Genomic DNA, 26,347 nt, shown 5'->3' with positions numbered 1-26,347 from the left:
CATGCCATGGCTCAGCCGACCGTCGCCGACATCTTCGCCGAGACCCTCGCCACCGCCGGGGTGGAGCGCATCTATGGCGTGGTGGGAGACAGCCTCAACGCGCTGACGGAGTCGCTGCGGGCGCAGGGGCGCATCGACTGGGTGCATGTGCGGCACGAGGAGGCGGCGGCCTTTGCGGCGGGGGCGGAATCCCAGCTCACCGGCCGGCTGGCGGTCTGCGCCGGCTCCTGCGGGCCGGGCAATCTGCACCTGATCAACGGCCTCTACGACGCGCACCGCTCGCGCACCCCCGTGCTCGCCATCGCCGCGCAGATCCCGAGCCCCGAGATCGGCTCGGGCTACTTCCAGGAGACCCGGCCCGAGGCGCTGTTCCGCGAGTGCAGCGTCTATTGCGAGACCGTCTCCGATGTCTCGCAGATGCCGCGCACCCTGGAGCTGGCCATCCGCGCCGCCGTCGGCCGGCGCGGCGTCGCCGTGGTCGCGATGCCGGGGGATGTGGCGATGCGGGCCGCGGCGGCCCCGGCGCGCGCGACCGCCGAGGCGCTGCTGCCGCCGGCGCCCCTGTCGCGCCCCGGGGAGACCGACCTCGACCGCCTGGCCGACCTGCTGAACGGCGCTGGCAAGGTGACGCTGCTCTGCGGCCGGGGCTGTCAGGGCGCGCATGCCGAGTTGCTGCAACTGGCCGAGGCGCTGAAGGCGCCCATCGTGCATGCGCTGGGCGGCAAGGACTTCGTCGAATACGACAATCCCTACGATGTCGGCATGACCGGGCTGATCGGCTTCTCCTCCGGCTACCACGCCATGATGGGCTGCGACGCCCTGCTGATGCTCGGCACCGACTTTCCCTACCGCCAGTTCTACCCGGAGGATGCCCGGGTGGCGCAGATCGACCTGCGGCCGGAGAATCTGGGCCGGCGCACGCGGATCGACCTCGGCCTCGTCGGCGATGTCGGCGCCACGCTGCGGGCGCTGCTGCCGCGGCTCGCCGTGAAGCAGGACCGCCGCTACCTCGACGCCTGCCTGAAGCACTACCGCAAGGCGCGCGAGGAGCTGGACGAGCTGGCCCAGGGCAGCGCCGGCAGGCCGCCGATCCACCCCCAGCACCTGGCGCGGGTGCTGAGCGAGCAGGCCGCGGAGGATGCGGTCTTCACGGCCGATGTCGGCACGCCCACCGTCTGGGCGGCGCGCTATCTCCGCATGAACGGCCACCGGCGCCTGCTCGGCTCCTTCGTGCACGGCTCGATGGCCAATGCCCTGCCGCAGGCGATCGGCGCGCAGGCGGCCTTTCCCGGCCGGCAGGTGGTGACGCTCTCGGGCGATGGCGGCTTCGCCATGATGCTGGGCGATTTCCTGACGCTGGCGCAGGAGAGGCTGCCGGTGAAGGTGGTGGTGTTCAACAACGGCTCGCTGGGCTTCGTCGAGCTCGAGATGAAGGCGGCGGGCCTGCTGGAGACGGGGGTGGAACTGGTCAATCCGGACTTCGCCGCCATGGCGCGCGGCGCCGGCGCCTTCGCCCTTCGGGTCGAGGATCCGGGCGCGCTGGAGGATGCCGTCCGATCCGTGCTGGCGCATCCGGGCCCGGCGCTGCTGGACGTGGTGGTGAACCGTCAGGAGCTGACCATGCCGCCCAAGCTGACCCTGGAGCAGATGAAGGGCTTCAGCCTCTACACCGCGCGGGCCGTCATGAATGGCCGGGGCGACGCCGTGATGGAACTGGTGCGGACCAACCTGTTCCGCTGAGGCGGCGTGGACGGCGGTGCGCGATACCGGCAGACTGGCCGGCATCATGATCGCCCAGCATCCCTTCCGCCTGTTCCTGAACCCCAACCCCGGCACGCCGGGCGTGGTGGTCCTGCCCGAGAGCGGCTTCCGCCGCGCCGCCGCCGAGATCTCGGCCTGGCCCGGCTATGCCGTGACGCCGCTGCGCGCGCTCGACGCCATCGCGCGGCAGGCAGGGCTCGCCGCGGTGCATTACAAGGACGAGGGCGGGCGCTTCGGCCTGGGCAGCTTCAAGGCCCTGGGCGGCGCCTATGCCGTGGCGCGGCTCCTGGTGTCGGGGCTGGCGCGGCGCGGCGTGGCGCAATCGGCCAGCGTGGCGGACCTCATGGCGGGGCGGCATGCCGGCGCGGCGGCGGACGTCACCGTGACCTGCGCCACCGATGGGAATCACGGCCGCTCGGTCGCCTGGGGCGCGCAGCGCTGCGGCGCCCGCTGTGTCATCTTCGTGCACGAGGCGGTCAGTCCGGGCCGGCGCGAGGCCATCGCCGCCTACGGCGCCGAGATCCGCGTGGTGCCGGGCAACTACGACGACGCCGTGCGCGTGGCGGCGGAGACGGCGGAGCGGGAGGGCTGGTTCGTCGTCTCCGACACCTCCTACCCCGGCTATACCGAGGTTCCGCGCGACGTCATGCAGGGCTACCGGCTGATGGCCGAGGAGGCCATGGCGGCGCTGCCCGCCCCGCCCACGCACATCTTCATCCAGGGCGGCGTCGGCGGCGTGGCGGCGGCGGTCTCCGCCCAGGCCCGCGCCCGGTACGGCGAGGCGGTGCCGCGCCTGGTCGTGGTCGAGCCGGAGCAGGCCGCCTGCCTGCTGGCCAGCGCCGAGGCTGGCCGTCCGTCCACCGTCACCGGAGACCTGCACACGCTGATGGCCGGGCTGGCCTGTGGCGAGCCGAGCCTGCTCGCCTGGCAGGAGCTGGAGCGGGCGGCCTTCGCCTTCATGGCCGTGCCGGACGCGGCGGCGGTGGATGGCATGCGGCTGCTGGCGCGCCAGTCGCCGCCCGTGGTGGCGGGGGAGAGCGCCGTCGCCGGCCTGGCCGGCCTGCTGCTGGCGGTGGCCGACCCCGCGGCGCGCGACGCGCTGGGCCTCTCCGCCGACAGCCGCGTGCTGCTGTTCGGCACCGAGGGCGCCACCGATCCGGCGCTTTACGCGGAGTTGGTCGGCACGCCGCCCGGCTGAGTGTCTCCAGAGCGTCACGCAACCGAAAAGCCTCTGTCACCCGAAGCCGTTAAGTCCCGCCCCCGATCTGGAGAAGGGGAGCGGGATCATGCATTTCCGCAGGACGGCGCTGATCGCCGCGATGGCCATCGCTCTCGGCGCCACGGGCGCTGAGGCGCAGGAGCAGCGGCAGAAGTTCAACTGGTGGTACGGGCTCTCCGGCCAGCTCGGCGAGGTGATGCAGCAGTACTGCCGGAACTTCAACGCCTCGCAGACCGAGTTCGAGATCGTCTGCACCGGCCAGGGCGAGTATCAGGACGCGCTGCAGAACACCATCGCGGCCTTCCGCGCCAAGGCGCACCCGACCATCGTGCAGGTCTATGACGTCGGCACGACCGACCTGATGCTCTCCGGCCAGTACGTGCCGGCGCGCGAGCTGATGGCCCAGAACGGCTACACGGTGAAGTGGGACAACTACATCTCCTCGATCGGCAACTACTACGCCACCAGCAAGGGGGAGATGCTGAGCTTCCCCTTCAATTCCTCCACCGCCGTCATGTACTGGAACCGCGACGCCTATCGCGCCGTCGGGCAGGAGGCGCCTCCCGCCACCTGGCAGCAGGTCGAGCGCGCGGTGCGCGCGCTGAAGGCGCAGGGCCATGCCTGCCCGATGGCGATCGACTTCGATTCCTGGCAGCACTGGGAACAGTTCAACGCCATCCACAATCTGCCGATGGCGACGAAGGGCAACGGCTTCGGCGGGCTCGACGCCGAGATCAGGATCGCCCCGCTGTTCCGCCAGCACGCCAACACCCTGTACAACTGGTACAAGGAAGGGCTGATCCAGGTCCGCACCCGGCAGGGTGGCCGCAACCTGCCGGAGAGCTTCGCCTCGGGTGACTGCGCGATGATGATGTCCTCCATCGCCAACCACGCCGCGATCACCCGGACGCAGAAGCAGGGGCTGGACTGGACCCCGGCCATGCTGCCGCTCTACGAGGGCCACAGCCGCACCAACAGCATGGTGGGCGGCGCCTCGCTCTGGGTCCTGAAGGGCCGCCCGGCGGAGGAGTACAAGGGCGCCGCCGCCTTCCTGAACTTCATCGCGCAGCCGCAGCAGGAACTCTTCATGGCGCAGAACACCGGCTACATCCCGGTGACGCGCGCCGGCTACGAGGGCATCAAGGCCAGCGGCTTCTATGACCGCCCCGAGAATCGCGGGCGCGACATCGCCGTCGAATCCCTGCTGGCGACGGAGCCCACCGAGAATTCGCGCGGCCTGCGCCTCGGCAACTTCATGCAGGTGCGTGCCCTCTACGCCAGCGAGATGCAGGCCGCCTTCGCCGGCCAGAAGACGGTGGACCAGGCGCTGGACGCCATCGAAAGCGAGGGCAACAAGCTGCTCCGCCGCTTCGAGCAGACCTATCGCGGCAAGAGCCTGCCTTGACGCCGCCGCCGCGCGGGGAGGCATCCCCCCGCGCGGCTCTCTCCTGACCCGATCGGGGATGACCTCGCTTGCAACGCCGCGCCACCTTCCGCTCGCCCTGGCTGCCCTGGATGCTGGTCCTGCCGCAGCTTCTCATCATCTTCGTCTTCTTCTACTGGCCGACCGGGGAGGCCTTTCAATGGGCCTTCACCCTGGAACAGCCCTGGGGCGGCGGCCGGGAATGGGTCGGCTGGCAGAACTTCGCCGAGGTCTTCTCGAGCCAGCACTACTGGTCCTCGGTGCGGATCAGCATCCTCTACGCGGTGGCGACCTCGGCCCTGGCCATCGGCATCGGCCTGCTGCTGGCGCTCTTCGTCGACCGCGAGGTGGCGGGCAGCCGCGGCTGGCGCCTGGCGCTGATCTGGCCCTACGCCATCGCCGCGCCCGCCATCGGCATGATCTTCCGCTTCGTCTTCGATGCGCGCGCCGGCGTCTTCAGCCTGTTCAACGCCATGATGCCGGGCCTGTGGGACCCGTCGCTGAACGGCACGCATGCCCTGCTCATGCTGATCCTGGCCGGCGCCTGGCAGCTCGTCGCCTACAACTTCGTCTTCTTCCTGGCGGGTCTGCAATCCATCCCGCGCGGGCTGAACGAGGCGGCGGCGATGGACGGCGCCGGGCCGCTGCGGCGCATGCGCGACATCCAGATGCCGCTGCTGGCGCCGACCTTCTTCTTCCTCGTCATCATCAACCTGACCGACAGCTTCACCAACAGCTTCGGCCTGGTGGACATCATGACCGCCGGCGGTCCGGCCCGCGCGACCGACCTCATGGTCTACAAGATCTATTCCGACGGCTTCAAAGGCCTCGACTACTCGGGCGCGGCCGCGCAGAGCATCGTGCTGATGGGCCTGGTCGTCGCGCTCACCTTCATCCAGTTCCGCTTCGTCGAGCGGAAGATGCACTACCGCTGAAGGGGACGCATCATGGTCGAACGCCGCCCCTGGCTGGATCTGGCCACGCACCTGCTGCTGGCGCTCTCGGCGCTGTCGCTGCTGCTGCCGGTCTGGCTCGCCTTCGTCGCCGCCACGCATGACCTCGCCGGGGTCAACCGCATGCCGATCAACTGGCTGCCCGGCGCGCATCTCTGGGAGAATGTCGTGGCGGCCTGGGAGCGCGGCCACTTCGCCCAGCGCTTCCTGACCAGCCTCGGCGTCGCGCTCGGCGTCACCATCGGCAAGATCGCGCTCGCCATGCTGGCCGCCTTCGCCATCGTCTTCTTCGAATGGCGGGCGCGGATGGTGGTGTTCTGGATCATCTTCATCACGCTGATGCTGCCGCTGGAGGTCCGCATCGTGCCGACCTACGCGGTGGCGGCCAACGCGCTGCGGCCGTTCCAGGCGATCCTGGACGTGACCGGGCTGACCGGGCTGATCGAGGCCGTGGCCGGCATCCGCATCAGCCTGGAATGGCAGATGCTGAACAGCACGGTGGGGCTTGTGCTGCCGCTTGTCGCGACCGCCACCGGCACCTTCCTCTACCGCCAGTTCTTCCTGACCATCCCGGAGGAGCTGGTGGAGGCCGCGAAGATGGATGGCGCGGGGCCGCTGCGCTTCCTGCGGGATGTGCTGATGCCGCTCTCGCGCACCACCATGGCCGCGCTCGCCACCATCCTCTTCGTCTATTCCTGGAACCAGTACCTCTGGCCGCTGCTGGTGACGACGGAGCCCGACCGCGCGACGGTGATGGTCGAGCTCGCGCGCATGGTGCCGCGCGGCGACAGCCTGCCGGAATGGAACATCGTCATGGCCGGCGCGCTGCTGGTCATGCTGCCGCCGCTCGCCATCGTCGTGCTCATGCAGCGATGGTTCGTGCGCGGCCTGGTGCAGACGGAGAAGTGAGACATGGCCGCCATCGAGTTCATCGCCGCGCGCAAGAGCTACGGCGCCAGCATCGCCATCCACGAGCTGGATCTCGTCCTGCCGCCCGGGGCCTTCACCGTCATCCTCGGCCCCTCGGGCTGCGGCAAGTCCACGCTGCTGCGCATGATCGCCGGGCTCGAGGGCATCAGCGGCGGCGAGCTGCGCATCGGCGGCGCGCGGATGAACGAGCGGGAGCCGAAGGACCGCGGCTGCGCCATGGTCTTCCAGAACTACGCGCTCTATCCGCACATGACGGTGGCGGAGAACATCGGCTATCCGCTGAAGGTGGGCGGCGTGCGGCGGGCCGAGCGGCAGGCGCGGGTGGCGGAGGCGGCGGCGGCGCTCGGCCTCGATGCGCTGCTCGATCGGCGGCCGGGCCAGCTCTCGGGCGGCCAGCGGCAGCGCGTGGCCATGGGCCGGGCCATGGTGCGCCGGCCGCGCGTCTTCCTCTATGACGAGCCGCTCTCCAACCTCGACGCCAAGCTCCGGGTGCAGATGCGGCTCGAGCTGCGCCGCCTGCACGAGCAGCTTGGCGCCACCTCGGTGCTGGTCACGCACGATCAGCAGGAGGCGATGACGCTCGCGGACCACCTGGTGGTGATGCGGGGCGGCCGGGTGGAGCAGGAGGGGCGCCCGCGCGAGGTCTATGCTGCGCCGGCCAGCCTCTTCGTCGCCGGCTTCCTGGGCACGCCGGCGATGAACCTTCTGCCGGGCGCGGTGACGCCGGACGGCGCCGGGCTCCGCCTGGAGGGGGGCGTGGTGGTGCCGCTGCCGCTTCGCCTGCCGGCCGGGCAGGCGGTGACCCTGGGCATCCGCCCCGAGCATGTGGGGGAGGGGGATCTGGAGGCTGAGGTGGCGCTGGTGGAGGATCTCGGCGCCAGCCTGCTGGTGCACGCGCGGCTGGCGGGCGGGGCGGCGATGGCCCTGCACCGGCCGGCGGAGCTGGCCCCGGCGCGGGGCGCCGCTTTGCGCCTGGGCTTCGACACCGCCCGCCTGCATTTCTTCGACAGCGGGAGCGGGCAGCGGATCGGCGGCGAGGGCGGCCGTGGCGCCTCGCCGGCGGGGGCGGGGGAGGCCGCGCGGCGGCCGGCGCTCCTGGCCACGACGTGACAGGCGTGCAAATATGGCAGCCTGTCTGAGAATATCCTGGGATCAGAACTGATGACGATGTCTCGCCGCACTCTCCTCGCCGCGGGCGCCGCCCTGACCGCGCCGCTGGCCATGCCCGCCCTGCTCCCCGGCACGGCGCGGGCGCAGGAGGCCTGGCCGAACCAGCCGATCCGCCTGGTGGTGCCCTTCTCGGCCGGCGGCCCGACCGACATCCCAGCCCGGCTGATCGCGGAGGAACTGTCGAAGACCCTGCCGCAACGCGTCATCGTCGAGAACCGCACCGGCGCCGGCACCGTGGTCGGCGCCGATGCCGTGGCCAAGGCCCCCAAGGACGGGCACACGCTGCTCTACACCACCATCGCCCAGGCGGCGATCCGCGCCATCTACCCGACGCTGCCCTTCGATCCGGTGAAGGACTTCGCGCCCGTCGCCATGGTCGGCACCATCCCGATGCTGATGATGGTGAACAAGGACGTGCCGGCGAAGACGCTGCAGGAACTGATCGAGCTGTTCCGCAAGAATCCCGGCGAGTTCGACTACGCCAGCACCGGCAACGGCGCCGCGCTGCATCTCGCGAGCGAGCTGTTCTTGAAGCAGGCCGGCGGGCTGAAGGTGAACCACATCCCCTATCGCGGCTCGGCCGCCGCCATGCCGGACCTGCTGAACGGCACGGTGGCGATGATGCTCGACGTGGCCAACAGCGCGCTGCCCTTCGTCCAGCGCGGCGAGGTGCGCGGCCTGGCCATCTCCTCCGCCGAGCGCATCCCGCAGCTGCCGGACATGCCGACCTTCAACGAGGCCGGCGTGCCGGGCTACGAGGCCTATACCTGGCACATGGTGCTGGCCCCGGCGGGCACGCCGCAGCCGATCGTCCAGCAGCTCAACGAGGTGATCAACAAGGTGATGGCGATGGACACGGTGAAGGCACGCCTCGCCGACCTGACCATGACCACCCGCAGCGACACCACGCCGCAGACCGCCGCGAAGTGGCTGACGGATGAGATCGCCAAGTGGGAGCCGATCATCAAGGAGGCCGGCATCAAGGCCGACTGAACCTTTCCGCCGCCCTGGCACCGCGGATGCCGGGGCGGCGCGCTCTCAGCCCAGTTCCGGCCGCGGGGCCGCGGCGGCGGCCTCGGCGGGAAAGACCGGCAGCAGCCGGCCGTGCTGCCACTGTGACAGCACCAGGGGCGCGCGCCGGTTCTGCCCGGCCTCATCGAAGGCCGCGCCCCAGCCGAAGGGGCCTTCCGCCGCGCTGATGTCGAGCGCCAGCACCGCCGCCCGGATGCGCCCCGCCTCCAGCGAGCCGGCCTGGTGCAGCGCCTCCAGGCAAAGCGTCGCCCCGGCGCAATTGGCCAGGCTGTGGCCGGAACGGGGCGGATGGCCGTAGGTGCCGGTATAGGCCTCGGCCAGCTCGCGCGCCGCCTCGCCGGCCGGCCCGGCCGCGGCATAAGGCGGCACGTCGGCGCTCATCACGCCCTCGAAGGCCCGGCCCATCGCCTGCGCGGTATCGGCGAGGCTGTATCCGGCCCCGGCGCCGATCACCATGGCCGGGCGCCACTGCGCCTCACGCATCGCGCGGAACAGCGTCAGCACCTCGCCGGCGGGCCCCGTGTGCAGCAGGAAGCGGGCGTGGCCGGCGCGCAGCCGCTGCACCATCGCCGGCAGGTCCTGCCCGCCCGGCACATAGGGGAAGCGGCCCAGCAGTCCGGGCGCGCCGCGCAGCCCCGCCTCCTGCAGCCCGCCCACCGCCCGGCCGCAGAGGCCATCCTCGTGCAGCACCGCGATGCGCGGCTCGCCGCCCTCGCCGGGCCAGAGGGCCGGCACCAGCTGCGACACGGCGCGCAGCGACAGCAGGGCGAGGTCGCCGGCATGCGGGCAGGTGCGGAAGACATGGCGGAAGCCGCGCCCGGTGATGGAATCCGCCGTGGCGCCCAGCTCGAAATAGGGCATGCTCTGCAGCTCGGCCGCCTGGGTCGCGGCGGCGGAGAGGACCGACGCGCCGGTGCCGAAGATCGCCGCCACGCGCTCGGGGCCCGCGGCCGAGAGGCGCCGCACCGCCTCGCCGGCCTGCGCCGCGTCCGCCGCCTCCGCGCGCACCAGCCGCAGCGGCCGGCCCTGCACCCCGCCCAGGCGGTTGCGGGCCTCGACCGCCAGCTCCAGGCCGCGGAAGCTCTCATCGCCCAGAAGGGCGAAGGGGCCGGAGGAGGGATAGATGGCGCCGATCCGCAGCTCCGCCGCGGAAGCGCGTGCCTGCGCCCGCGCGGACCGGCGCGGCCATGCTCCGAGCGCGAGGGCAAGCCCCGGCAACACGCGGCGGCGGACTGGCGGCATGGACCCCTCCGGCAGGGCGGGCGGAGGCCCATGCTGGGGCCACCGCGCGCGCCGTGCAACAGCCGCGTGCCTTTTCGGTGACAGATGGTCCGCGCCGCTTGACGGAACCTCCCGTGGCGCCGACCCTCCGCCTCCGCAGGATGATATCTGCGCGAGGAAGGGACGCCGATGACGAAGCCGCCGCAGGAGATGACGTTCATCACCCATGGGGAGGGCGGCGGGCCCGAGGTGCTGGTTCCTGCGCGCGGCCCCCTGCCGCGGCCGGGGCCGGATGAGGTGCTGATCCGCGTGCTCGCGGCCGGGGTGAACCGGCCGGACGTGCAGCAGCGCAAGGGCCTCTATCCCCCGCCGCCCGGCGCCAGTCCGGTGATCGGCCTCGAGGTCGCCGGCGAGGTCGTCGCCGTGGGGGCCGAGGCGCGCCGCTACAAGCCGGGTGACCGGGTCTGCGCCCTGGCCAATGGCGGCGGCTATGCCGAGTACTGTACCGCGCCCGAGGCGCAGACCCTGCCCTGGCCGTCGGGGTTCGACGCCATCCGCGCGGCGGCGCTGCCGGAGACCTATTTCACCGTCTGGGCGAACCTGTTCGGCCATGGCCGGCTGAAGGCGGGCGAGACGGTGCTGATCCATGGCGGCACCTCCGGCATCGGCGTCACCGCCATCCAGCTCGCCAAGGCCTTCGGCGCGCGTGTCCTCGCCACGGCCGGCAGCGACGAGAAATGCGCCGCGATGCTGAAGCTCGGCGCCGATGCCGCGATCAACTACCGGACCCAGGACTTCCTCGAGGAGGTGCGCCGCCTGACCGACAAGGAGGGCGTGGACGTGCTGCTCGACATGGTCGGCGCCGCCTACTTCCAGCGCAACCTGCGCTGCATGGCGAAGGACGGCCGGCTGGTCATCATCGCCTTCCTGCAGGGACATGAGGCGGAGAAGGTGGACCTGCGGCCGATCATGCTGAAGCGCCTGACCGTGACCGGCAGCACCATGCGCCCGCGCACCACCGCCGAGAAGGGCGCGATCGCCGCCGAGCTGGAGGCCAGGGTCTGGCCGCTGCTGGCGCGGGGCGAGAGCGGGCCGCTGATCCACAAGGTCTTCCCGCTCGCCGAGGCCGCGGCCGCGCATGCCCTGATGGAGAGCAGCACACACATCGGCAAGATCATGCTGGCGGTCGCCGACCACTGACCTGCGGATGCTCCGCCTCGCCGATCTCCGGCTCCTCCTCATCGCCGTCACCCTCTTCGGAGGCGCCTGGCCGATCACCAAGGCGGCGCTGGCGGATGCCACGCCGCTCTGGTTCGCGGTCTCCCGCACGCTGCTCGGCGCGCTGGTCGCCGGGGTGGCGCTGCTGATCCTGCGCCGGCTGCGCCTGCCGGCGCGGAGCGACTGGCCGGCGGTGCTGGCGGTCGGCCTGCTGCAGCTCGGCGGCTTCTTCGCGCTCAGCCATCTGGCCGTGGCGCTGGTTCCAGCCGGGCGGACCGCCGTGCTGGCCAATGTGACCATCTACTGGCTGGTGCCGCTCTCGGTCCTGGTGCTGCACGAGCAGATCTCGCCCGGGCGCTGGCTGGCGGCGGGGCTGGGGCTCGCCGGCGTCGCCGCCCTGGCGGGCCCCTGGGCGGTGGACTGGGGCGAGCCGGGCGTGCTCCTCGGCCACGGCATGCTCGTGCTGGCGGCGCTGCTCTGGTCCTGCGCCATCATCGTCACCCGCCGGGTGCCGCCCCGCGCGACCATGCTGGAGAACCTGCCCTGGTGCTTCCTGCTGGGCGGGACGGTCCTGGTGCCGATGGCGCTGCTGATGGAGCCGGGGGGCGGCATCGGCCCCGGCGCCTGGCCGCATGCGCTGGCCGTCGGCTGCATCGTCGCGCCGCTCGGCACCTGGGCGGTGATCGAGGCCGGCCGGAGGTTGCCGGGCGCGGTCTCCTCCGTGGGCTTCCTGCTGGCGCCGGCGATCGGCGTCATCGTCTCCACGCTCTGGCTGGGCGAGCCGTTGGGGATGGACGTGATCATCGGCGGGCTGCTGATCGGCAGCAGCGTGATCGTCGCCACGCGCGGGTGAGGGGGGAGCGATGCGGTTGCGGAGCGTCGGCATGGGAGAGGGCGGCACGCCTCTGGTCCTGCTGCACGGGCTGTTCGGGCAGGCGCAGAATTTCGCCGGGGTGCAGAGAGCGCTGGCGGCCTCGCGCCGCGTCCTGGCGCTGGACCTGCGCAACCATGGCGCCTCGCCGCACGATGCGGAGATGAGCTATCCCGCCATGGCCGCGGATGTGGCGGAGACCCTGGCGGCGGAAGGCGCCACCCCGGCCATTCTGCTCGGGCACTCCATGGGCGGCAAGGTGGCGATGACGCTGGCGCTGACCCGCCCGGACCTCGTCGCCCGGCTGGTCGTCGTGGACATCGCGCCGGTGGACTATCCACCGGCCTTCCGGCCCTATGCCGAGGCCATGCTGGCCCTGCCGCTGACCCCCGGCCTGACGCGGCGACAGGCGGATGCCGGCCTCGCGGCCGCCATTCCCAGTCCCGGCGTGCGGGGCTTCCTGCTGCAAAACCTGGACCTGGGCGGCGCCGTTCCGGCCTGGCGCAACGGCCTGGCGCAGACCGCCGCGGCGCTGTCCGTGATCGAGGCCGCGCCGCCCTGCCCCGACGGCGCCGGCTATCCCGGCGCGACGCTGATCATGGCGGGCGAGACCTCGGATTACATCCGCGCCGAGCACCGCCCCCTGTTCCGGACGCTGTTTCCGGCGGCGCGCTTCGCCACCGTGAAGGGCGCCGGTCACTGGGTCCATGCGGAGAGGCCGGAGGGCTTCCTCGCCGCGCTGGGCGCCTTCCTCGACTGAGAACCCGCCGGGCGCCGAGGCGGCCCGGCCGGCGCCTCAGGCCGCCGCGGCGGGCATCTCCCGCAGCAGCTTGTCGAGGGTCAGCGGATAGTCGCGCAGGCGCACGCCGGTCGCGTTGTACACCGCGTTGGCGACCGCCGCGCCGACGCCGCAGATGCCGAGCTCGCCGATGCCCTTCGCCTTGATGGGGGAAGATTTGTCGTCCTCCTCCTGCAGGAAGATCACGTCCATATGCGGGATGTCGGCATGCACCGGCACCTGGTACTCGGCCAGGTCGTGATTGATGAACAGGCCGTGCCGGCGGTCCACCACCGCCTCCTCCATCAGCGCCGCGCCGATGCCCATGGTCATGCCACCCAGGCACTGGCTGCGCGCCGTCTTGGGGTTCAGCACCCGGCCGGCGGCGGCGACGCTGAGCATGCGGCGGATGCGGATCTCCGCCGTGTCGGCATCCACCGCGACCTCGCAGAAATGCGCCCCGAAGCTCGCCTGGGCATACTTCTCGCTGAGGTCGCCGAACTCGATGCCGGCCTCGGCCACCAGCCCCTCGGCTCCGGCGATATCCGCCAGGGCGATGCGCCGGTTGCCGGCGCGGATCCCGCCATCCTCGAAGACGGCGTCATCGGCGTTGAAGCCGGCCTTGCGCGCGATCATGCCTCGCAGCTCCGCCGCCGCGGCGTAGACGCCGGCACCGGAGCTGTTCGCCCCCCAGGAGCCGCCGGAGCCGGAGGCCTTCGGAAAGTCCGTGTCGCCCAGCCGCACCGTCACCGCCTCGAGCGGCAGGCCCAGCATCTCGGCGGCCACCTGCGCCAGGATGGTGTAGCTGCCGGTGCCGATATCGGTCATCTGCGTCTCGACGGTGAGTTGGCCCTGGCCGTCGAGGCGCAGCCGCGCCTGGGAGGGCTGCGCGAGGTTGGGCCGCACGGCGGCGGCGACGCCGAGGCCGATCCGCCAGCGCCCCTCGCGCCGCAGGCCCGGCGCGGTGCGCTTCTCCCAGCCGAAGCGTTCCGCGCCGACACGGAGGGATTCGACCAGCTTGCGGCTGGAGAAGGGCTTCGCCGGACCTTCCTCCGGGGCGTATCCGACGTCGTTGCGCACCCGCAGCTCGATGGGGTCCATGCCGAGCTTCTCGGCCAGCTCGTCCATGGCGCATTCCAGCGCCAGAAGGCCGACCGCCTCGCCGGGCGCCCGCATCGAGCCGGCGAAGGGAAGATCGAGCGTGGCGAGGCGGTTGCGCGTCATGCGGTTCTCGCCGGCATAGAGCAGGCGGGTCTGGCTGGAGGCCTCCTCGGCGGTGCCGCCGCTCTCCTGGTCGCCCGACCAGCTTTCATGCGCGATGGCGACGATCCGCCCGTCCTGCTCGGTGCCGATGCGGAGGCGCTGGATGGTCGCGGCGCGATGGGTCGTGTGGTTGAAGATCAGCGGCCGGCTGAGCGCCACCTTGACGGGCCGGCCGAGCAGCCGTGCCGCCAGGGCGGACAGAACGGCATCGGCATAGACCTCCAGCTTGGAGCCGAAGCCACCGCCGACATACCGGCTGACGACACGCAGCTTCTCCTGCGGCATCCTCAGCGTCGCGGCGACGCCTTCCTGCGCCCAGTGCATGATCTGGTGCGAGGTGAAGAGGGTGAGGGTGTCGCCCTCCCAGAGGGCCATGCTGGCATGGGGCTCCATCATCGCCTGCGACTGGTCGGGCGTCGTGTAGGTGACGTCGAGGGTCACCGGCGCCCGGGCGTAGCCGGTCTCGAAGTCGCCGACATCGGTGCGCGGTGGCGTCTGGCCGGACTCCGGCAGCTTGGCCTGGTCGCGCTCCTCGGCCAGGTCGTAATGCCCCGGTGCCGCGTCATAGGCGATGTCGATCAGCGCCGCGGCCGCGCGCGCTTCCTCCAGGCTCTCGGCGACGACGAGGGCGACGGCCTGGCCATAATGCAGGATCTCCGGCCCCTGAAGCTGCGGCGCCGCGTAGTCGCTGTCCTCGCCCTGCTCGGGCGCGTTCTCATGGGTCAGGACCAGCAGCACGCCCGGCGCGGCCTCCGCGGCGCGGCGGTCGATACGGGCGATGCGCCCCTTGCCGATGCTGGCGCCGAGGATCCAGCCATAGGCCGCGCCGGGCGCCTCCGCATGGTACTCATAGGCATAGGGCGCGCGGCCCGACACCTTCAGCGGCCCGTCGATGCGGTCGCGCGGCTGGCCGAGGACGCGGCCACGGTCGGACGGGTTGGGGCCGGCGGGCGTGTCGAACTTCATCGATCTTCTCCTCGGCCCTGCCGGGCCTGCGCCAACACGCCGGCGAGGGTCCGCCGCAGCAACGGCAGCTTGTAGGCGTTCTGCCCGGTCGGACGGGCGCCCCGCAGCACCGCCTCGGCGGCCGCCTCGGCATCCCCGCCATCGGCCAGCCGGTCCTCCGCCTCCGCGACGCGCCAGGGCTTGTGCGCGACGCCGCCGAAGGCGAGGCGCGCCGAGGCGATGCCACCCCCCGAGGCACCCTGGCCGGGATGGACCACGGCGGCCACCGACACGCTGGCGAAGGCATAGGAGGCGCGGTCGCGCACCTTCCGGTAGAGGTGGATGCCGCCCGCCGGCGGCGGCAGGGTCACGGCGGTGATGAACTCGCCATGCCGCAGCACGGTCTCGATCTCGGGCGTGTCTCCGGGCAGGGTATGGAAGTCGGCGATCGGGATCCGGCGGGCCGCGCCCTCGGCGTCGATGGTCTCCACCACGGCATCAAGCGCCCGCATGGCCACGGCCATGTCGGAGGGATGCGTCGCGATGCAGTGCTCACTGGTGCCCAGGATGCCGAGGTTGCGGCTGAAGCCGCCGATGGCGCCGCAGCCCGAACCCGGCCGCCGCTTGTTGCAGGGCATGGCCGGATCGTAGAAGTAGGGGCAACGGGTGCGCTGCAGCAGGTTGCCCGCGGTGGTCGCCTTGTTGCGCAACTGCCCCGAGGCGCCGGCGACAAGGGCGCGCGACAGCACGGCATAGTCGCGCCGGACGCGCGGATCGGCGGCCAGGTCGGTGTTGCGCACTAGCGCGCCGATCCGCAAGCCCCCTTCCGGAGTCTCCTCGATGCGGTCGAGGCCGAGTCGGTTGACATCGACCAGGTGCCTCGGCGCCTCGATCTCCAGCTTCATCAGGTCGAGCAGGTTGGTGCCGCCGGCGATGAAGCGGGCCTCGGGATTGCGGGCGACGGCGGCGGCGGCGGCGGCCGGGCTCTCCGCCCGCTCGTAGGTGAAGGCCCTCATGCGCCCTGTTCCTGGACTTCGCGGATGGCCTCGATGATGTTGGGATAGGCGGCGCAGCGGCAGATGTTCCCGCTCATGCGCTCGCGCAGCTCCGCCTCGCCGAATTCGATCCGCTCCAGATCCTCCGTGACATGGCTGGGAATGCCGGCCCGGATCTCCTCCAGCACCGCGACCGAGGAGCAGATCTGGCCGGGCGTGCAATAGCCGCACTGGAAGCCGTCGTGCCTGACGAAGGCGGCCTGCATCGGGTGCAGCGCCTCGGGCGTGCCGAGGCCCTCGATGGTGGTGACGCTGTCGCCCTCATGCATCACGGCGAGCGTCAGGCAGGCGTTGATGCGCCGCCCGTTCACCAGCACCGTGCAGGCGCCACACTGGCCGTGATCGCAGCCCTTCTTGCTGCCGGTCAGTCGCAGATGCTCGCGCAGCGCGTCCAGCAGGGTGACCCGTGGATCGAGCCGCAGGCTGCGTTCCTTGCCATTCACCGTCAGGCGCAGGTCCAGGCGGGGCGCGGCGGCGGAGCCCGCCGCCATGGAGGCCTCGCTCGTCATCGCCGACCCCGGCGCCTGCCGGCGCGGCGCGGCATGCGCGTCATCGATCATGCTTCTCGTCCCTGTCTCGCGAAGGCCCGCGGGGGCGCGGACCGCCACGCCATGGCGCGCCCGGGCGGGGGCGCGGTCCCTTGGCGATGGGCTGACCTGGTGGCAGGCCGGGTCAGCGCCGATGCGAGCTATAAACCCTCATGCGGGACGAGGTTTCCGGCCGCCGGCCAGGTCGGCCCGGATCCTGGCTCAGATCGCGGCGGGCGTCTTGAAGCGGCCTTCCTTGGCGAGATCGGCGGCGCGCCACAGATACCACGCGGCGGCCGAGCGGTACGGCGCCCAGGCCAGGCCGATCTCGGCCAGGGCCTTCGGCTTCGGCTGCGCCTCCAGCCCGGCGGCCAGGCGATAGCCCTCGCGGACGCCGAAATCGTCCACCGGCAGGATGTCGGGCCGGCCGAGGGTGAAGATCAGCAGCATCTCCACCGTCCAGCGCCCCACGCCGCGCAGCGCCACCAGCCGCTGGATCAGCTCCTCATCCGACAGGCGCGCCGCGGCGGCGCGGCTCGGCACCAGGCCGCCCACGGACTTCAGCGCGATGTCACGGATCGCCGCCTGCTTGGCGCCCGAGAAGCCGCAGCCGCGGATGGCGTCCTCGGGCAGGGCCAGCACGCCCTCGGCATGCGGGAAGTCCTGGCCGGGAAACAGCGCGATCAGGCGGTTCAGCATGGCTTCGGCGGCGCGGCCATGCACCTGCTGATGCGCGATCGCCCGCACCAGCGCCTCATAGGGCTCGCGCCGCAGCGGCTTCAGGGTCATGGCGCCGACCTGGCGGATCACCGGCCCGAGGACCGGGTCCGTGGCGAGGTGGGCGCGGGCGGCGCGGGGCGCCAGTCCGCGGGCCGGGCGGCTCGGCGGGCGCATCAGCGGAAGAACAGGGTGGGCAGGGCGGTGGTCAGCGCGGGCATGTAGGTGATCAGCATCAGGCAACAGAGGATCACGGCGATGAAGACGAAGAGATAGCGCATCATGGCCTCGATGCCGCAACCCGCCACCTGCGCCGCGGCGAAGAGATTGACGCCGAAGGGCGGCGTGATCATGCCCAGCGCCAGATTGACCACCATGACGGTTCCAAAATGCACGCCGTCGATGCCGAGGCGCTGCGCCGCATCGGCCAGGATCGGCGCCAGCACGATGATGCTGGCGCTGGTCTCGACGAACATGCCGACGATGAAGAGGAAGACGTTGACGCCGAAGAGGAAGCTATTGCCGTTGTCGAAGGTCTCCACCAGCCAGGCGGCGGCGGCGTCCGGCACGCCCTGCCGGTTCAGCAGATAGGAGAACAGCGCCGCGCAGGCGATGATGAACAGGATCACCGAGGAGGAGATCACCGACTTGCGCAGGATCGGGTAGAGGTCGCGCCAGGACAGCTCGCGGTGCAGGAACATGCCGACCAGCACCGCGTAGAAGACCGCGACCACGCTCGCCTCGGTCGGCGTGGTCACGCCGCCATAGATGCCGCCCAGCACCACGACCGGCATGAGCAGGGCGAAGCCGGCCTGGCGGAGCGCGGCGAGGAAGGGCAGGCGGCCATCGCCGTCATGCTTGCCCCAGCCCTGGATGCGGCACCAGACCAGCACGGTGCCGACCAGCGCCATGGCCACCAGCGCTCCCGGCACGAAGCCCGCCAGGAACAGTTCGGGGATCGAGACCTGCGTGGCGACGCCGTAGAGAATCATCGGGATCGAGGGCGGGATGATGACGCCGAGTTCCGCCGCGGTGGCCTGCAGGGCGGCGGCGAAGCCGATCGGATAGCCGTGCCTGACCAGCGCCGGGATCATGATGGTGCCGATGGCGAAGGTGGTGGCGACGGAGGAGCCGCTGATCGCCGCGAAGATCATGCAGGTGACGATGCAGGTGGCGGGCAGGCCACCCTGCACGCCACCGACCATGGACTTGGCGAACTCGACCAGCCGGCGACTGATCCCGCCCACATCCATCAGGTTGCCGGCCAGGATGAAGAAGGGGATGGCGGCAAGAGGGAACCTGTCGAGCGCCACGAAGATCTGCTGCGCCGCCACGATCAGGGGGAAGCGCGTCCAGCCCTCGATGCCGATGATGGCGGCGAGGCCGATGGCCACGGCAACGGGAATGCCGATGGCGAAGCCGACGAGCATGACGCCGAGCATGGCGCTGGTCATACGGCGTTCTCCAGCTCGGTCGAGCGGTGGTCCAGGAAATGCCCCAGCGCGCCCAGGATGGCGAGGAGGGCGCCCGCCGGGATGGCGGCGTAGCCCCAGGACATCGGCACCTCGAGCCCGGCCATCTCCTGGAACCGCACGCGCAGCGCCATGCTCCAGCCGAACCAGAACAGCACGCCCATCAGCAGCCAGTTGGCGAAGAGCGCCACTGCCTGAAGCCCGCGCCGCAGCGCCCCATGGCTGTAGCGGTGCGCCACGTCGATGCTGACCAGGGCGCCGGCGCGCAGCGCCATGGCCAGGCCCAGCATGGCCATCCAGATCAGCGCCGTCCGCACCAGGGCCTCGCTCCAGATGGCCGGCGTCCCGGTCGCGAAGCGGGCGATGACCTGCCACAGCCCGGCGAAACAGGCGACGACCAGGGCCAGGCTGGCCAGGAGGGCGGCGAGCCCGATGCCGATCCGGTCGATCCTCAGGATCGCGCCGCGGGTCGCCGGGGCGGAGCGGCCGATCCAGAGGGCCAGCAGGGTTCCGAGGAAGCTGGCCACGCCGATGACCTGAAGGGGTATGCTGTTCACGTCCGCGCTGGTCCCGGGCTTGTCTGGATCGCCGCGTTCGGCTGGAGCATGGGTGGGGTCCCGGAGGATCATGGCGGAGAAGGCGGACCGCCCGGCGGCCGGGCGGCGCGGTCGGTCAGGGCTGCGGCTTCCAGTCGCGCAGGCGCTTCAGCAGCCCGGCGTCGAGATCCTTCTCGTACTGGGCGAAGGCGGTGGCGAGGGCGCCCTGGAACTGCTCGGTGTCGATGCGGGTCACCACCGTCATGCCGCGCCGGCGCAGCTCATCGATGCCACTCTGTTCATCGGTGCTGACCTTGGCGCGGTTGGCGTCGCGCGCCGCGCGGGCCGCGTCCATGAAGAGGGCCTTGTCCGCGGCATTGAGCCCGTTCCACAGCGCCGGCGAGCCGATCAGCAGGGCCGGCGAGTAGACATGGCCGGTCAAGGTCAGGAACTTCTGCACCTGGTTGATGTTGTTGGCGACGATGACCGGGATCGGATTCTCCTGGCCGTCCACCGTGCCCTGCTGCAGGGCCGGGATCAGCTCGGAGAAGGCCATCGGCGTCGGCAGCGCGCCCAGGGTGGAGAAGGCGCGCATGTGCACCTGGTTCTCCATGGTGCGGATCTTCAGGCCACGGATGTCGGCCGGGGTCTGGACCTCATGGCGGCTGTTGGTCAGATGCCGGAAGCCGTTCTCCATCCAGATGATGCCGACCAGCCCGCGGGCCGGGAACTTCGCCAGGATGTCCTGCCCGATCTGCGAGTCGAGCGCGCCGCGCGCATGGGCGTAGTTCCGGAACAGGAAAGGCACATCCACCGTCCGCACCTCGGGGACGAAGTTGCCGACGGGGCCGGTGGAGGTGATGGTTAGATCCAGCGTGCCGATCTGCACGCTCTCGATCATCTCGCGCTCATTGTCGTTGCGCTGGATGGTGACGCGGTAGCGGCCGTTGGAGGCCTTTTCCAGGCTCTCCTTGAAGGCCATGGCGCCGGCGCCGTAATGGCTGTTGGCGGTGGGCAGCGGGTGCTGCAGGGTCAACTGAGTCTGCGCCGCGGCCGGCGTGACGGCCGACAGCCCCGCGACGAGCCCGGCAGCGAGTGCCGCGCGGCGAATGATGCCCATGATCATGATCCTCCCTTGTCCCCGGTTCGCCCCGGACCGCCTTGGAGGTCCCTTCTAGGGGAGGCCCTGCCGCCTTTCAATCTGTTGCGGCGGAGCCGCGCGAATGATCTGATTGCTGCGGCACACGGGGTGGGGAAAGACGAGTCTTGCGCGCGGCAGGCATGAAGGCCCCAGGGTGAGGCAGGGTCCGGGTGAGGAAGCCCCCTACATCCAGCGCGGCACCCCCGCCTTTCGTCGCACCAACCTGGCCTTCCTCTGCGCCGGCTTCGCCACCTTCGCCCTGCTCTACGTGGCGCAGCCGCTGCTGCCGGCCTTCTCCGAGGCCTTCGGGGTCAGCCCGGCCGCGGCGAGCCTGTCGCTCTCCCTGCCGACAGCGGTGATGGCCGTCTGCATGCTGGTGGCCAGCGCCGCCTCCGAGGCGCTGGGCCGCAAGCCGGTCATGGTCGCCTCCGTCATCGCCTCCGCCCTGCTGACGCTGGCCGCCGCGGCGGCGCCGGGCTGGAGCAGCTTCCTGGCGCTGCGCGTGCTGCTCGGCATCGCCCTGTGCGGCCTGCCCGCCGTCGCCATGGCCTTCATCGCCGAGGAGGTCGACCCGCGCTCCAGCGGCTATGCCATGGGCCTCTATGTCAGCGGCACGGCCATGGGCGGCATGCTGGGCCGTGTGGGGGCCGGCCTGCTGCTGGACTGGGGCGGCTGGCGCTGGGCGGTGGGGGGCGTCGGCGCCCTCGGCCTGGTTTCGGCGCTGGTCTTCTGGTGGTGCCTGCCGGCCTCGCGCCGCTTCGTGCCGCGGCCCCTGGCCTGGCGCGGGCTGGCCGCCGGCTTCGCGTTGCACCTGCGGGATGGCGGCATGCGGCTGCTCTTCCTGCTGGGCTTCCTGTTCATGGGCAGCTTCATCACCGTCTACAACTACATCGGATACCGCCTGCTGGCGCCGCCCTTCGCGCTCAGCCACGCGGGCGTCGCGCTGGTCTTCAGCATCTACCTGATCGGCATCGGCAGCTCTGCCCTGGTCGGCGGCCTGGCCGACCGCTTCGGCCGGCGGCGGGTGCTGTGGCTGACGGTGCTCGCCATGCTGGCCGGGCTGGCGCTGACCCTCTCCGGGGCCCTGCCGGTGATCGTCCTGGGGCTGGCGGTGCTGACCTTCGGCTTCTTCGGCTCGCATGCGATGGCCAGCGCCTGGGTCGGCCAATGGGGCGGGGCGGCACGCGCCCAGGCCTCCTCGCTCTATCTCTTCGCCTACTACATGGGCGCGAGCCTGCTCGGCCCGCTGGGCGGGCTGGCCTGGGAACGGGGCGGATGGGCGGGCGTGGCCGCCCTGCTCTCCGGCGGGCTGGCGGTGGCGCTGCTGGCCGCGCTGCGGCTGGGGCGCCTGCCGCGGCGCGGCTGAGATGGCCTGCCGCAGCGCGGCTGAGATGGCCCGCCGCCGCGCGGCTGAGGCGCCGCTTCCCTTCAGCCGCCGCGCGGCCCGAGCAGGATCAGCGCCGCCCCCAGCAGGCAGACGGCACCGCCGATCAGGTCCCAGCGGTCGGGTGCCACACCCTCGGCCAGCCAGAGCCAGAGCAGGGCCGTGGCGATATAGACCCCGCCATAGGCGGCATAGGCGCGCCCGGCCGCGGCGCTGTCCACCTGCGCCAGCAGCCAGGCGAACAGCAGCAGCAGGGCAAGGCCGGGCAGCAGCCAGAGCGCGCCGCGCCCGAGCCGCCACCAGGCCCAGACGGCGAAGCAGCCGCCGATCTCGGCCAGCGCCGCACCCCCGTACAGCAGCGCGGCGCGGACCATGCCCGGCTCAGCCGTGCCGGATGGCGATGGTCTTGAGCGAGGCGAAGCCGGCCAGGGCGGCGAAGCCCTTCTCGCGCCCATGGCCGCTGCGCTTGACGCCGCCGAAGGGCAGTTCCACGCCGCCGCCGGCGCCATAGTTGTTGATGAAGACCTGCCCGGCCCGGATCCCGCGCGAGAGGCGCATGGCGCGGCCGATATCGGCGGTCCAGACGCCGGCCACCAGGCCGAAGGGCGTGCCGTTGGCGATGGCCAGCGCCTCGGCCTCGTCGCTGAAGCGGATCGCCGTCAGCACCGGGCCGAAGACCTCCTCCTGCGCCAGCCGGTGATCGGGCGCGACATCGGCGAGCAGGGTGGGCGGCACGTAGAAGCCGCCCTCCGGCGCGTTGGAGGCGATGCGCCCCTGGCCGGCGAAGCTCAGCCCGTCGGCACGGGCGGCCTGCAGGAAGGACTTCACCCGCCTCTGCTGATCGGCGTTCACCACCGGGCCGAGGTCGAGGTCACGCTCGGCCGGGCCGGCCTCCAGCCGCCCGAAGCGCGCCGAGAGATCGGCGACGAGGCGGTCGAAGACCGGCGCCTGGATCAGCACGCGCGAGCCGGCGGAGCAGGTCTGGCCGGCATTCTGGATGATGCCGTTCATCACCGTGGCGGCCGCGGTGTCGAGGTCCGCATCCTGGAAGACGATCTGCGGGCTCTTGCCGCCCAGCTCCAGCGTCACCGGGATGGTGTGCTTCGCCGCGGCCGACTGCACCAGCGTGCCGACCTCGGGACTGCCGGTGAAGGAGACATGCGCGATGCCCGGATGCGCCGTCAGCGCCGCGCCGGCCTCCTCGCCAAGGCCGGTGACGACATTCCAGACGCCCTCGGGGAAGCCCGCCTCGGCGGCCAGCCGCGCCAGCATCAGCGAGGAGAGCGAGGCGTCCTCGGCCGGCTTCAGCACGCAGGCATTGCCCATGGCGAGCGCCGCGCCGACCGAGCGGCCGACGATCTGCATCGGGTAGTTCCACGGCACGATATGGCCGGTGACGCCATGCGGCTCCCACAGCGTCATGACCGTCATGCCGTCGGCATAGGGGATGGTGTCGCCATGCATCTTGTCGGCGCTGCCGCCGTAGAACTCGAAGTAGCGGGCGCAGGCGGTGGCGTCGGCGCGGGCCTGGCGGATCGGCTTGCCGACATCCTGGCTCTCGGCCTGCGCCAGGGCCTCGGCGTCGCGCAGGATCAGCGCCGCCAGCCGGCCGAGCAGCCGGCCGCGCTCCGTGGCCGACAGGCGGCCCCAGGGGCCGTCGAGTGCCGCCTGCGCCGCGCGCACGGCGGCATCGATCTCCGCCGTGCCGCCCCGCGCGATCTGTGCCATGACGCCGCCATCCGAGGGGTTGATGACGGGGATCATCCGCTCGGCGGCGACCTCGCGGCCGTTGATCCAGTGTCCATGAGTCTGCATGGCGTGCCCCTCCGATCTTTCGCGGGGAGGGTTTACGCCTTCGGTGGCAGCGGGCAAGCCCGCACGGGCGGCGGCGGCGGGCAAGCCCGCGGGGCCGTCATCGGCGCCCTCATCGAGCAAAGGCGAGCCACCCCCAGCCCATCAGCACCACGGCCAGCATGGAGGGCAGCAGCAGGCGCCAGATCTGCGCCGGCCGCGTGCCGTCGGCGAGCAGGCCGCAGATCATCGCCGTGACGCCGAAGCTCATGCCGGCCGCCGCCGCCCCGGCCGAGTTGTGCAGCCCGCCGGCGAAAGCCGGCATCAGGCCGGCCGCCTGGCCCAGGGCCGCCTGCACCGGCATCAGCGCCGCGTTGGAGCCGACATTGCTGCCGGTGACCATGCCGGAGACGAAGCCCAGCGGCGGAATCGCATAGGCGGCGAAAGGGCCGAGCGCGCCGGCCGCCGCGTCGGCCAGGGCCGTGGCGACGCCCGCGCCGGCCAGCCAGCGGCCGAGCACGACATAGAGGATCATCGCCACCACCGGCCGCCGCGCGCGCTTCAGCGTGTCGGCCAGGGCCGCGCCGGCGCCGAGAGGGCGGAGCGCCAGCAGCAGCAGTGCCACCGTCCAGAGCACCACCGCCACATGCGTGACGGGCAGGGGCGGCAGGTCCGGCCAGGGATGGAGGGCCGGGGCGCCGTGCCAGGATCGGGCCAGCAGCAGCGCGGCGGTCAGCCCCGCCCAGGGCGCCAGCATGGTCAGCGCGCGCCGCCAGCCGGCCGGACCGCGCGGCGGGTCGAGCCGCCAGAGCACCCAGAGCAGGGGCAGGCCGGCGGCCAGGATGCCGGCGGTCTCGAAGGGCAGCGCCAGGTTGGCCAGCAGCAGCAGCCCGGCCAGGAGCAGCATCAGCAGGAGCTGGGCCAGCTTCTCCCGCCCCGGCACCGGCACGCCGGCGCGGGCGGAGAGGCGCCAGAAGAGCGGCGTCAGGGCCAGCAGCCAGAGCACGTGCGGCCCGGCCGTGGCCAGGGCGAGGGCCTGTGGCGGCACGCCGATCAGCGCCGCGCCCAGCGCCGTGCCCGGGCCGAGGCCACCCCAGGGCACCAGGGTCAGTGCCAGCAGCGCCAGCGCCCCCGCCGGCGCGCCGCCGAGGCCCATGCGGCGCAGCCCGGCCAGCGCGAAGACGGCGCCCACCGCGAAGCCGGTGACGCTTTCGACGAAGGCCCCGCCCAGCAGCGTGGCGGCGAAGACGCGCCGGGGCGAGAGGGTGAGGCTCGCCTCCTCCGCCGGGGCGAGGCGGGTCACCGCCATGTGGAAGAGCAGGCCGCCCGCCAGCACGCCGACGGGCTGCATCGCCAGATAGATCGCGCGCAGGGTCTCCCAGGCCAGGAAGCCCGGCGCCAGGCCGGGTTGCGGCAGGGTGAGCAGCACCGCCGGCAGGCTGGCCGCCAGCCCCGCCAGGCAGGCCACGGCCGGGCCGGCGCGGCCGGAGATCAGCAACAGCAGGAGCAGGAGGAGCGGCGCGGCTTGCAGCAGGAGGAGCATGGGGCGCCCATCCTCGGCCAGGGGCGGGCCGGGCGCCAGAGGGACGCGCCAGAGGGACGCGCCAAGGGGACGCGCCAAGGGGCGTGCGCGAAAGGGGGGGGCGTTGCCGCGCCCGCGACCAGCCGTCATCCTGGCGCCACGCGGCACCGGCCCCGCTTCGGCCCCCGTTTCAGCCCAGGACGGCGAGGCCACCGGCCCGCCGCGGCTCAGAGGAGGAAATCATGTCCCTGTCCCTGGTGGCTCCGCGCAAGCTGCTCATCGGCGGCGGCGCGCTGACGCAACTGCCGCAGCTGCTGCGCGAGTTCGGCCTGTCGCATCCGCTGGTCGTCACCGATCCGTGGATCGTCTCCTCCGGCATGATCGACCGGGTGCTGGCGCCGCTGGCGGCGGCGGGCATCGCCGCCAAGGTCTTTTCCGACACCGTGGCCGACCCGACCGACACGGTGGTGGAAGCGGGAGTCGCGGCGCTGCGCCAGGGGCATTTCGACTGCCTGATCGGCTTCGGCGGCGGCAGCCCGATGGACACGGCCAAGGCCATGGCCATCCTGGCGGCGGCGCAGCCCGGCCAGCATATCCGCGCCTTCAAGGTGCCGGCCGCCGCCGATCGCGCCGCCCTGCCGGTGCTCTGCGTGCCCACCACCGCCGGCACCGGCAGCGAGGCGACGCGCTTCACCGTCATCACCGACACTGCGCGGGACGAGAAGATGCTGATCGCCGGACTGGGCGCGCTGCCGCTCGCGGCGCTGGTGGATTACGAGCTGACCTTCAGCGTGCCGCCGCGCATCACCGCCGATACCGGGATCGACAGCCTGACCCATGCGCTGGAGGCCTATGTCTCGCACCGCGCCAATCCGCTGGCCGATCTCTATGCCGCGGCGGCGATGAAGCTGATCGCCCGGCACCTGCGCGTGGCCTATGCCGATCCGCAGAACCCGGCGGCACGGGCCGGGATGATGGAGGGGGCCACGCTGGCGGGGCTGGCCTTCTCCAACAGCTCGGTGGCGCTGGTGCATGGGATGAGCCGGCCGGTCGGCGCCCATTTCCACGTGCCGCACGGCCTGTCCAACGCCATGCTGCTGCCGGCGGTCACCGCCTTTGGATTGCAGGCGGGGCTGTCCCGTTATGCCGAGGCGGCACGGATCATGGGGCTGGCCGAGGCGGGCACGCCGGACGCGGCCGCCGCCCAGGCCCTGCTGCGGGAGTTGCGGGCGCTCAACCAGGAGCTGGGCGTGCCGAGCCCGCGCCAGTTCGGCATCGCGCCCGAGGCCTGGGAGGCGGCGCTGCCGGTCATGGCGGAGCAGGCCCTGGCCTCCGGCAGCCCGGCCAACAACCCGCGCGTGCCGACGGCGCCGGAGATCATCGCCCTCTATCGGGAGGCCTTCGGGCCGGGCTGAGGC

General features: G+C 72.2%; 23 protein-coding genes. 12 read left to right on the top strand and 11 right to left on the bottom strand.

Going from position 1 to position 26,347, the window contains the following annotated elements:
• The first annotated feature begins 6 nt into the window (after positions 1-6).
• From poxB to D9598_RS15285, 7 genes are all read left to right on the top strand, one after another.
• Positions 7-1,740 (top strand): ubiquinone-dependent pyruvate dehydrogenase, encoded by a 1,734-nt coding sequence (gene poxB, locus D9598_RS15315; protein ID WP_198367404.1) that lies wholly within the window; start codon positions 7-9, stop codon positions 1,738-1,740.
• Between the two features lie 16 nt (positions 1,741-1,756).
• The gene (locus tag D9598_RS15310; RefSeq protein WP_370592049.1) at positions 1,757-2,959 is read left to right on the top strand and encodes a diaminopropionate ammonia-lyase; all 1,203 of its coding nucleotides are present in this window, start codon (positions 1,757-1,759) and stop codon (positions 2,957-2,959) included.
• An 88-nt stretch (positions 2,960-3,047) separates the two neighbouring features.
• On the top strand, positions 3,048-4,385 hold the full coding sequence (locus tag D9598_RS15305; protein ID WP_198367403.1) for an extracellular solute-binding protein: 1,338 nt from the start codon (positions 3,048-3,050) through the stop codon (positions 4,383-4,385).
• A gap of 68 nt (positions 4,386-4,453) precedes the next feature.
• Positions 4,454-5,338, top strand: coding sequence for a carbohydrate ABC transporter permease (locus D9598_RS15300; RefSeq protein ID WP_198367402.1), 885 nt, complete (start codon positions 4,454-4,456; stop codon positions 5,336-5,338).
• Between the two features lie 12 nt (positions 5,339-5,350).
• Positions 5,351-6,265 (top strand): ABC transporter permease subunit, encoded by a 915-nt coding sequence (locus D9598_RS15295; RefSeq protein WP_198367401.1) that lies wholly within the window; start codon positions 5,351-5,353, stop codon positions 6,263-6,265.
• 3 nt (positions 6,266-6,268) lie between these two features.
• Entirely contained in the window at positions 6,269-7,396 is a 1,128-nt protein-coding gene (locus D9598_RS15290; RefSeq protein WP_198367400.1) for an ABC transporter ATP-binding protein, read from the top strand.
• Between the two features lie 51 nt (positions 7,397-7,447).
• Entirely contained in the window at positions 7,448-8,449 is a 1,002-nt protein-coding gene (locus D9598_RS15285) for a Bug family tripartite tricarboxylate transporter substrate binding protein (protein WP_370592048.1), read from the top strand.
• Positions 8,450-8,494: 45 nt separating this feature from the next.
• Here the strand turns inward: D9598_RS15285 and D9598_RS15280 are convergent, their stop codons facing one another.
• Positions 8,495-9,730 (bottom strand): ABC transporter substrate-binding protein, encoded by a 1,236-nt coding sequence (locus D9598_RS15280; RefSeq protein ID WP_198367399.1) that lies wholly within the window; start codon positions 9,728-9,730, stop codon positions 8,495-8,497.
• A 168-nt stretch (positions 9,731-9,898) separates the two neighbouring features.
• Here D9598_RS15280 and D9598_RS15275 point away from each other — a divergent pair, with 168 nt between their 5' ends.
• Genes D9598_RS15275 through D9598_RS15265 form a run of 3 tightly spaced genes read left to right on the top strand, consistent with a single transcriptional unit; the run spans position 9,899 to position 12,558 of the window.
• Positions 9,899-10,909: an NAD(P)H-quinone oxidoreductase gene (locus D9598_RS15275; protein ID WP_198367398.1), complete on the top strand. Its 1,011-nt coding sequence runs from the start codon at positions 9,899-9,901 to the stop codon at positions 10,907-10,909.
• Between the two features lie 7 nt (positions 10,910-10,916).
• Positions 10,917-11,780 (top strand): DMT family transporter, encoded by an 864-nt coding sequence (locus D9598_RS15270; RefSeq protein ID WP_198367397.1) that lies wholly within the window; start codon positions 10,917-10,919, stop codon positions 11,778-11,780.
• A 10-nt stretch (positions 11,781-11,790) separates the two neighbouring features.
• Positions 11,791-12,558: an alpha/beta fold hydrolase gene (locus D9598_RS15265; protein ID WP_198367396.1), complete on the top strand. Its 768-nt coding sequence runs from the start codon at positions 11,791-11,793 to the stop codon at positions 12,556-12,558.
• 36 nt (positions 12,559-12,594) lie between these two features.
• Here the strand turns inward: D9598_RS15265 and D9598_RS15260 are convergent, their stop codons facing one another.
• The 7 genes from D9598_RS15260 to D9598_RS15230 form a co-directional block, all read right to left on the bottom strand.
• Positions 12,595-14,805, bottom strand: coding sequence for a xanthine dehydrogenase family protein molybdopterin-binding subunit (locus tag D9598_RS15260; RefSeq protein WP_198367395.1), 2,211 nt, complete (start codon positions 14,803-14,805; stop codon positions 12,595-12,597).
• A complete protein-coding gene (locus D9598_RS15255) occupies positions 14,802-15,800 on the bottom strand; it encodes a xanthine dehydrogenase family protein subunit M (RefSeq protein WP_198367394.1) in 999 nt (332 codons plus the stop codon). Before D9598_RS15255 ends, D9598_RS15260 begins: the two co-directional genes overlap by 4 nt.
• The gene (paoA, locus tag D9598_RS15250; protein ID WP_198367393.1) at positions 15,797-16,399 is read right to left on the bottom strand and encodes an aldehyde dehydrogenase iron-sulfur subunit PaoA; all 603 of its coding nucleotides are present in this window, start codon (positions 16,397-16,399) and stop codon (positions 15,797-15,799) included. Before paoA ends, D9598_RS15255 begins: the two co-directional genes overlap by 4 nt.
• Positions 16,400-16,588: 189 nt before the next feature.
• Entirely contained in the window at positions 16,589-17,260 is a 672-nt protein-coding gene (locus tag D9598_RS15245) for a DNA-3-methyladenine glycosylase (protein ID WP_198367392.1), read from the bottom strand.
• Positions 17,260-18,537: a TRAP transporter large permease gene (locus D9598_RS15240; protein WP_198367391.1), complete on the bottom strand. Its 1,278-nt coding sequence runs from the start codon at positions 18,535-18,537 to the stop codon at positions 17,260-17,262. The genes D9598_RS15245 and D9598_RS15240 overlap by 1 nt, the downstream gene beginning before the upstream one ends.
• On the bottom strand, positions 18,534-19,112 hold the full coding sequence (locus D9598_RS15235) for a TRAP transporter small permease subunit (protein WP_198367390.1): 579 nt from the start codon (positions 19,110-19,112) through the stop codon (positions 18,534-18,536). The genes D9598_RS15240 and D9598_RS15235 overlap by 4 nt, the downstream gene beginning before the upstream one ends.
• A 115-nt stretch (positions 19,113-19,227) precedes the next feature.
• A complete protein-coding gene (locus D9598_RS15230) occupies positions 19,228-20,211 on the bottom strand; it encodes a TRAP transporter substrate-binding protein (RefSeq protein ID WP_198367389.1) in 984 nt (327 codons plus the stop codon).
• 175 nt (positions 20,212-20,386) lie between these two features.
• On the opposite strand from D9598_RS15230, the gene D9598_RS15225 reads away from it, so the two are divergent.
• Complete coding sequence (locus tag D9598_RS15225; RefSeq protein WP_198367388.1) at positions 20,387-21,598, top strand: MFS transporter; 1,212 nt, start codon at positions 20,387-20,389, stop codon at positions 21,596-21,598.
• A gap of 62 nt (positions 21,599-21,660) precedes the next feature.
• On the opposite strand, the gene D9598_RS15220 is transcribed toward D9598_RS15225, so the two are convergent.
• The 3 genes from D9598_RS15220 to D9598_RS15210 all read right to left on the bottom strand — a co-directional run bounded on the left by D9598_RS15220 (position 21,661) and on the right by D9598_RS15210 (position 24,950).
• Positions 21,661-21,990 carry a YnfA family protein gene (locus D9598_RS15220; RefSeq protein ID WP_198367387.1) on the bottom strand — a complete coding sequence of 110 codons (330 nt, stop codon included), beginning with the start codon at positions 21,988-21,990 and terminating at the stop codon, positions 21,661-21,663.
• Positions 21,991-21,997: 7 nt separating this feature from the next.
• Positions 21,998-23,431 (bottom strand): aldehyde dehydrogenase family protein, encoded by a 1,434-nt coding sequence (locus tag D9598_RS15215; RefSeq protein ID WP_198367386.1) that lies wholly within the window; start codon positions 23,429-23,431, stop codon positions 21,998-22,000.
• Positions 23,432-23,540: 109 nt separating this feature from the next.
• On the bottom strand, positions 23,541-24,950 hold the full coding sequence (locus D9598_RS15210) for an L-lactate permease (RefSeq protein ID WP_198367385.1): 1,410 nt from the start codon (positions 24,948-24,950) through the stop codon (positions 23,541-23,543).
• 221 nt (positions 24,951-25,171) lie between these two features.
• On the opposite strand from D9598_RS15210, the gene D9598_RS15205 reads away from it, so the two are divergent.
• Entirely contained in the window at positions 25,172-26,344 is a 1,173-nt protein-coding gene (locus D9598_RS15205; protein ID WP_198367384.1) for an iron-containing alcohol dehydrogenase, read from the top strand.
• The last annotated feature ends 3 nt before the right edge of the window (positions 26,345-26,347 follow it).

It is taken from the genome of Roseomonas sp. KE0001, assembly GCF_016107285.1.
Lineage (GTDB): Bacteria > Pseudomonadota > Alphaproteobacteria > Acetobacterales > Acetobacteraceae > Pseudoroseomonas.
The sequence above is the reverse complement of the archived record's forward strand: the minus strand, read 5'-3'. Positions and strand labels throughout refer to the sequence as shown.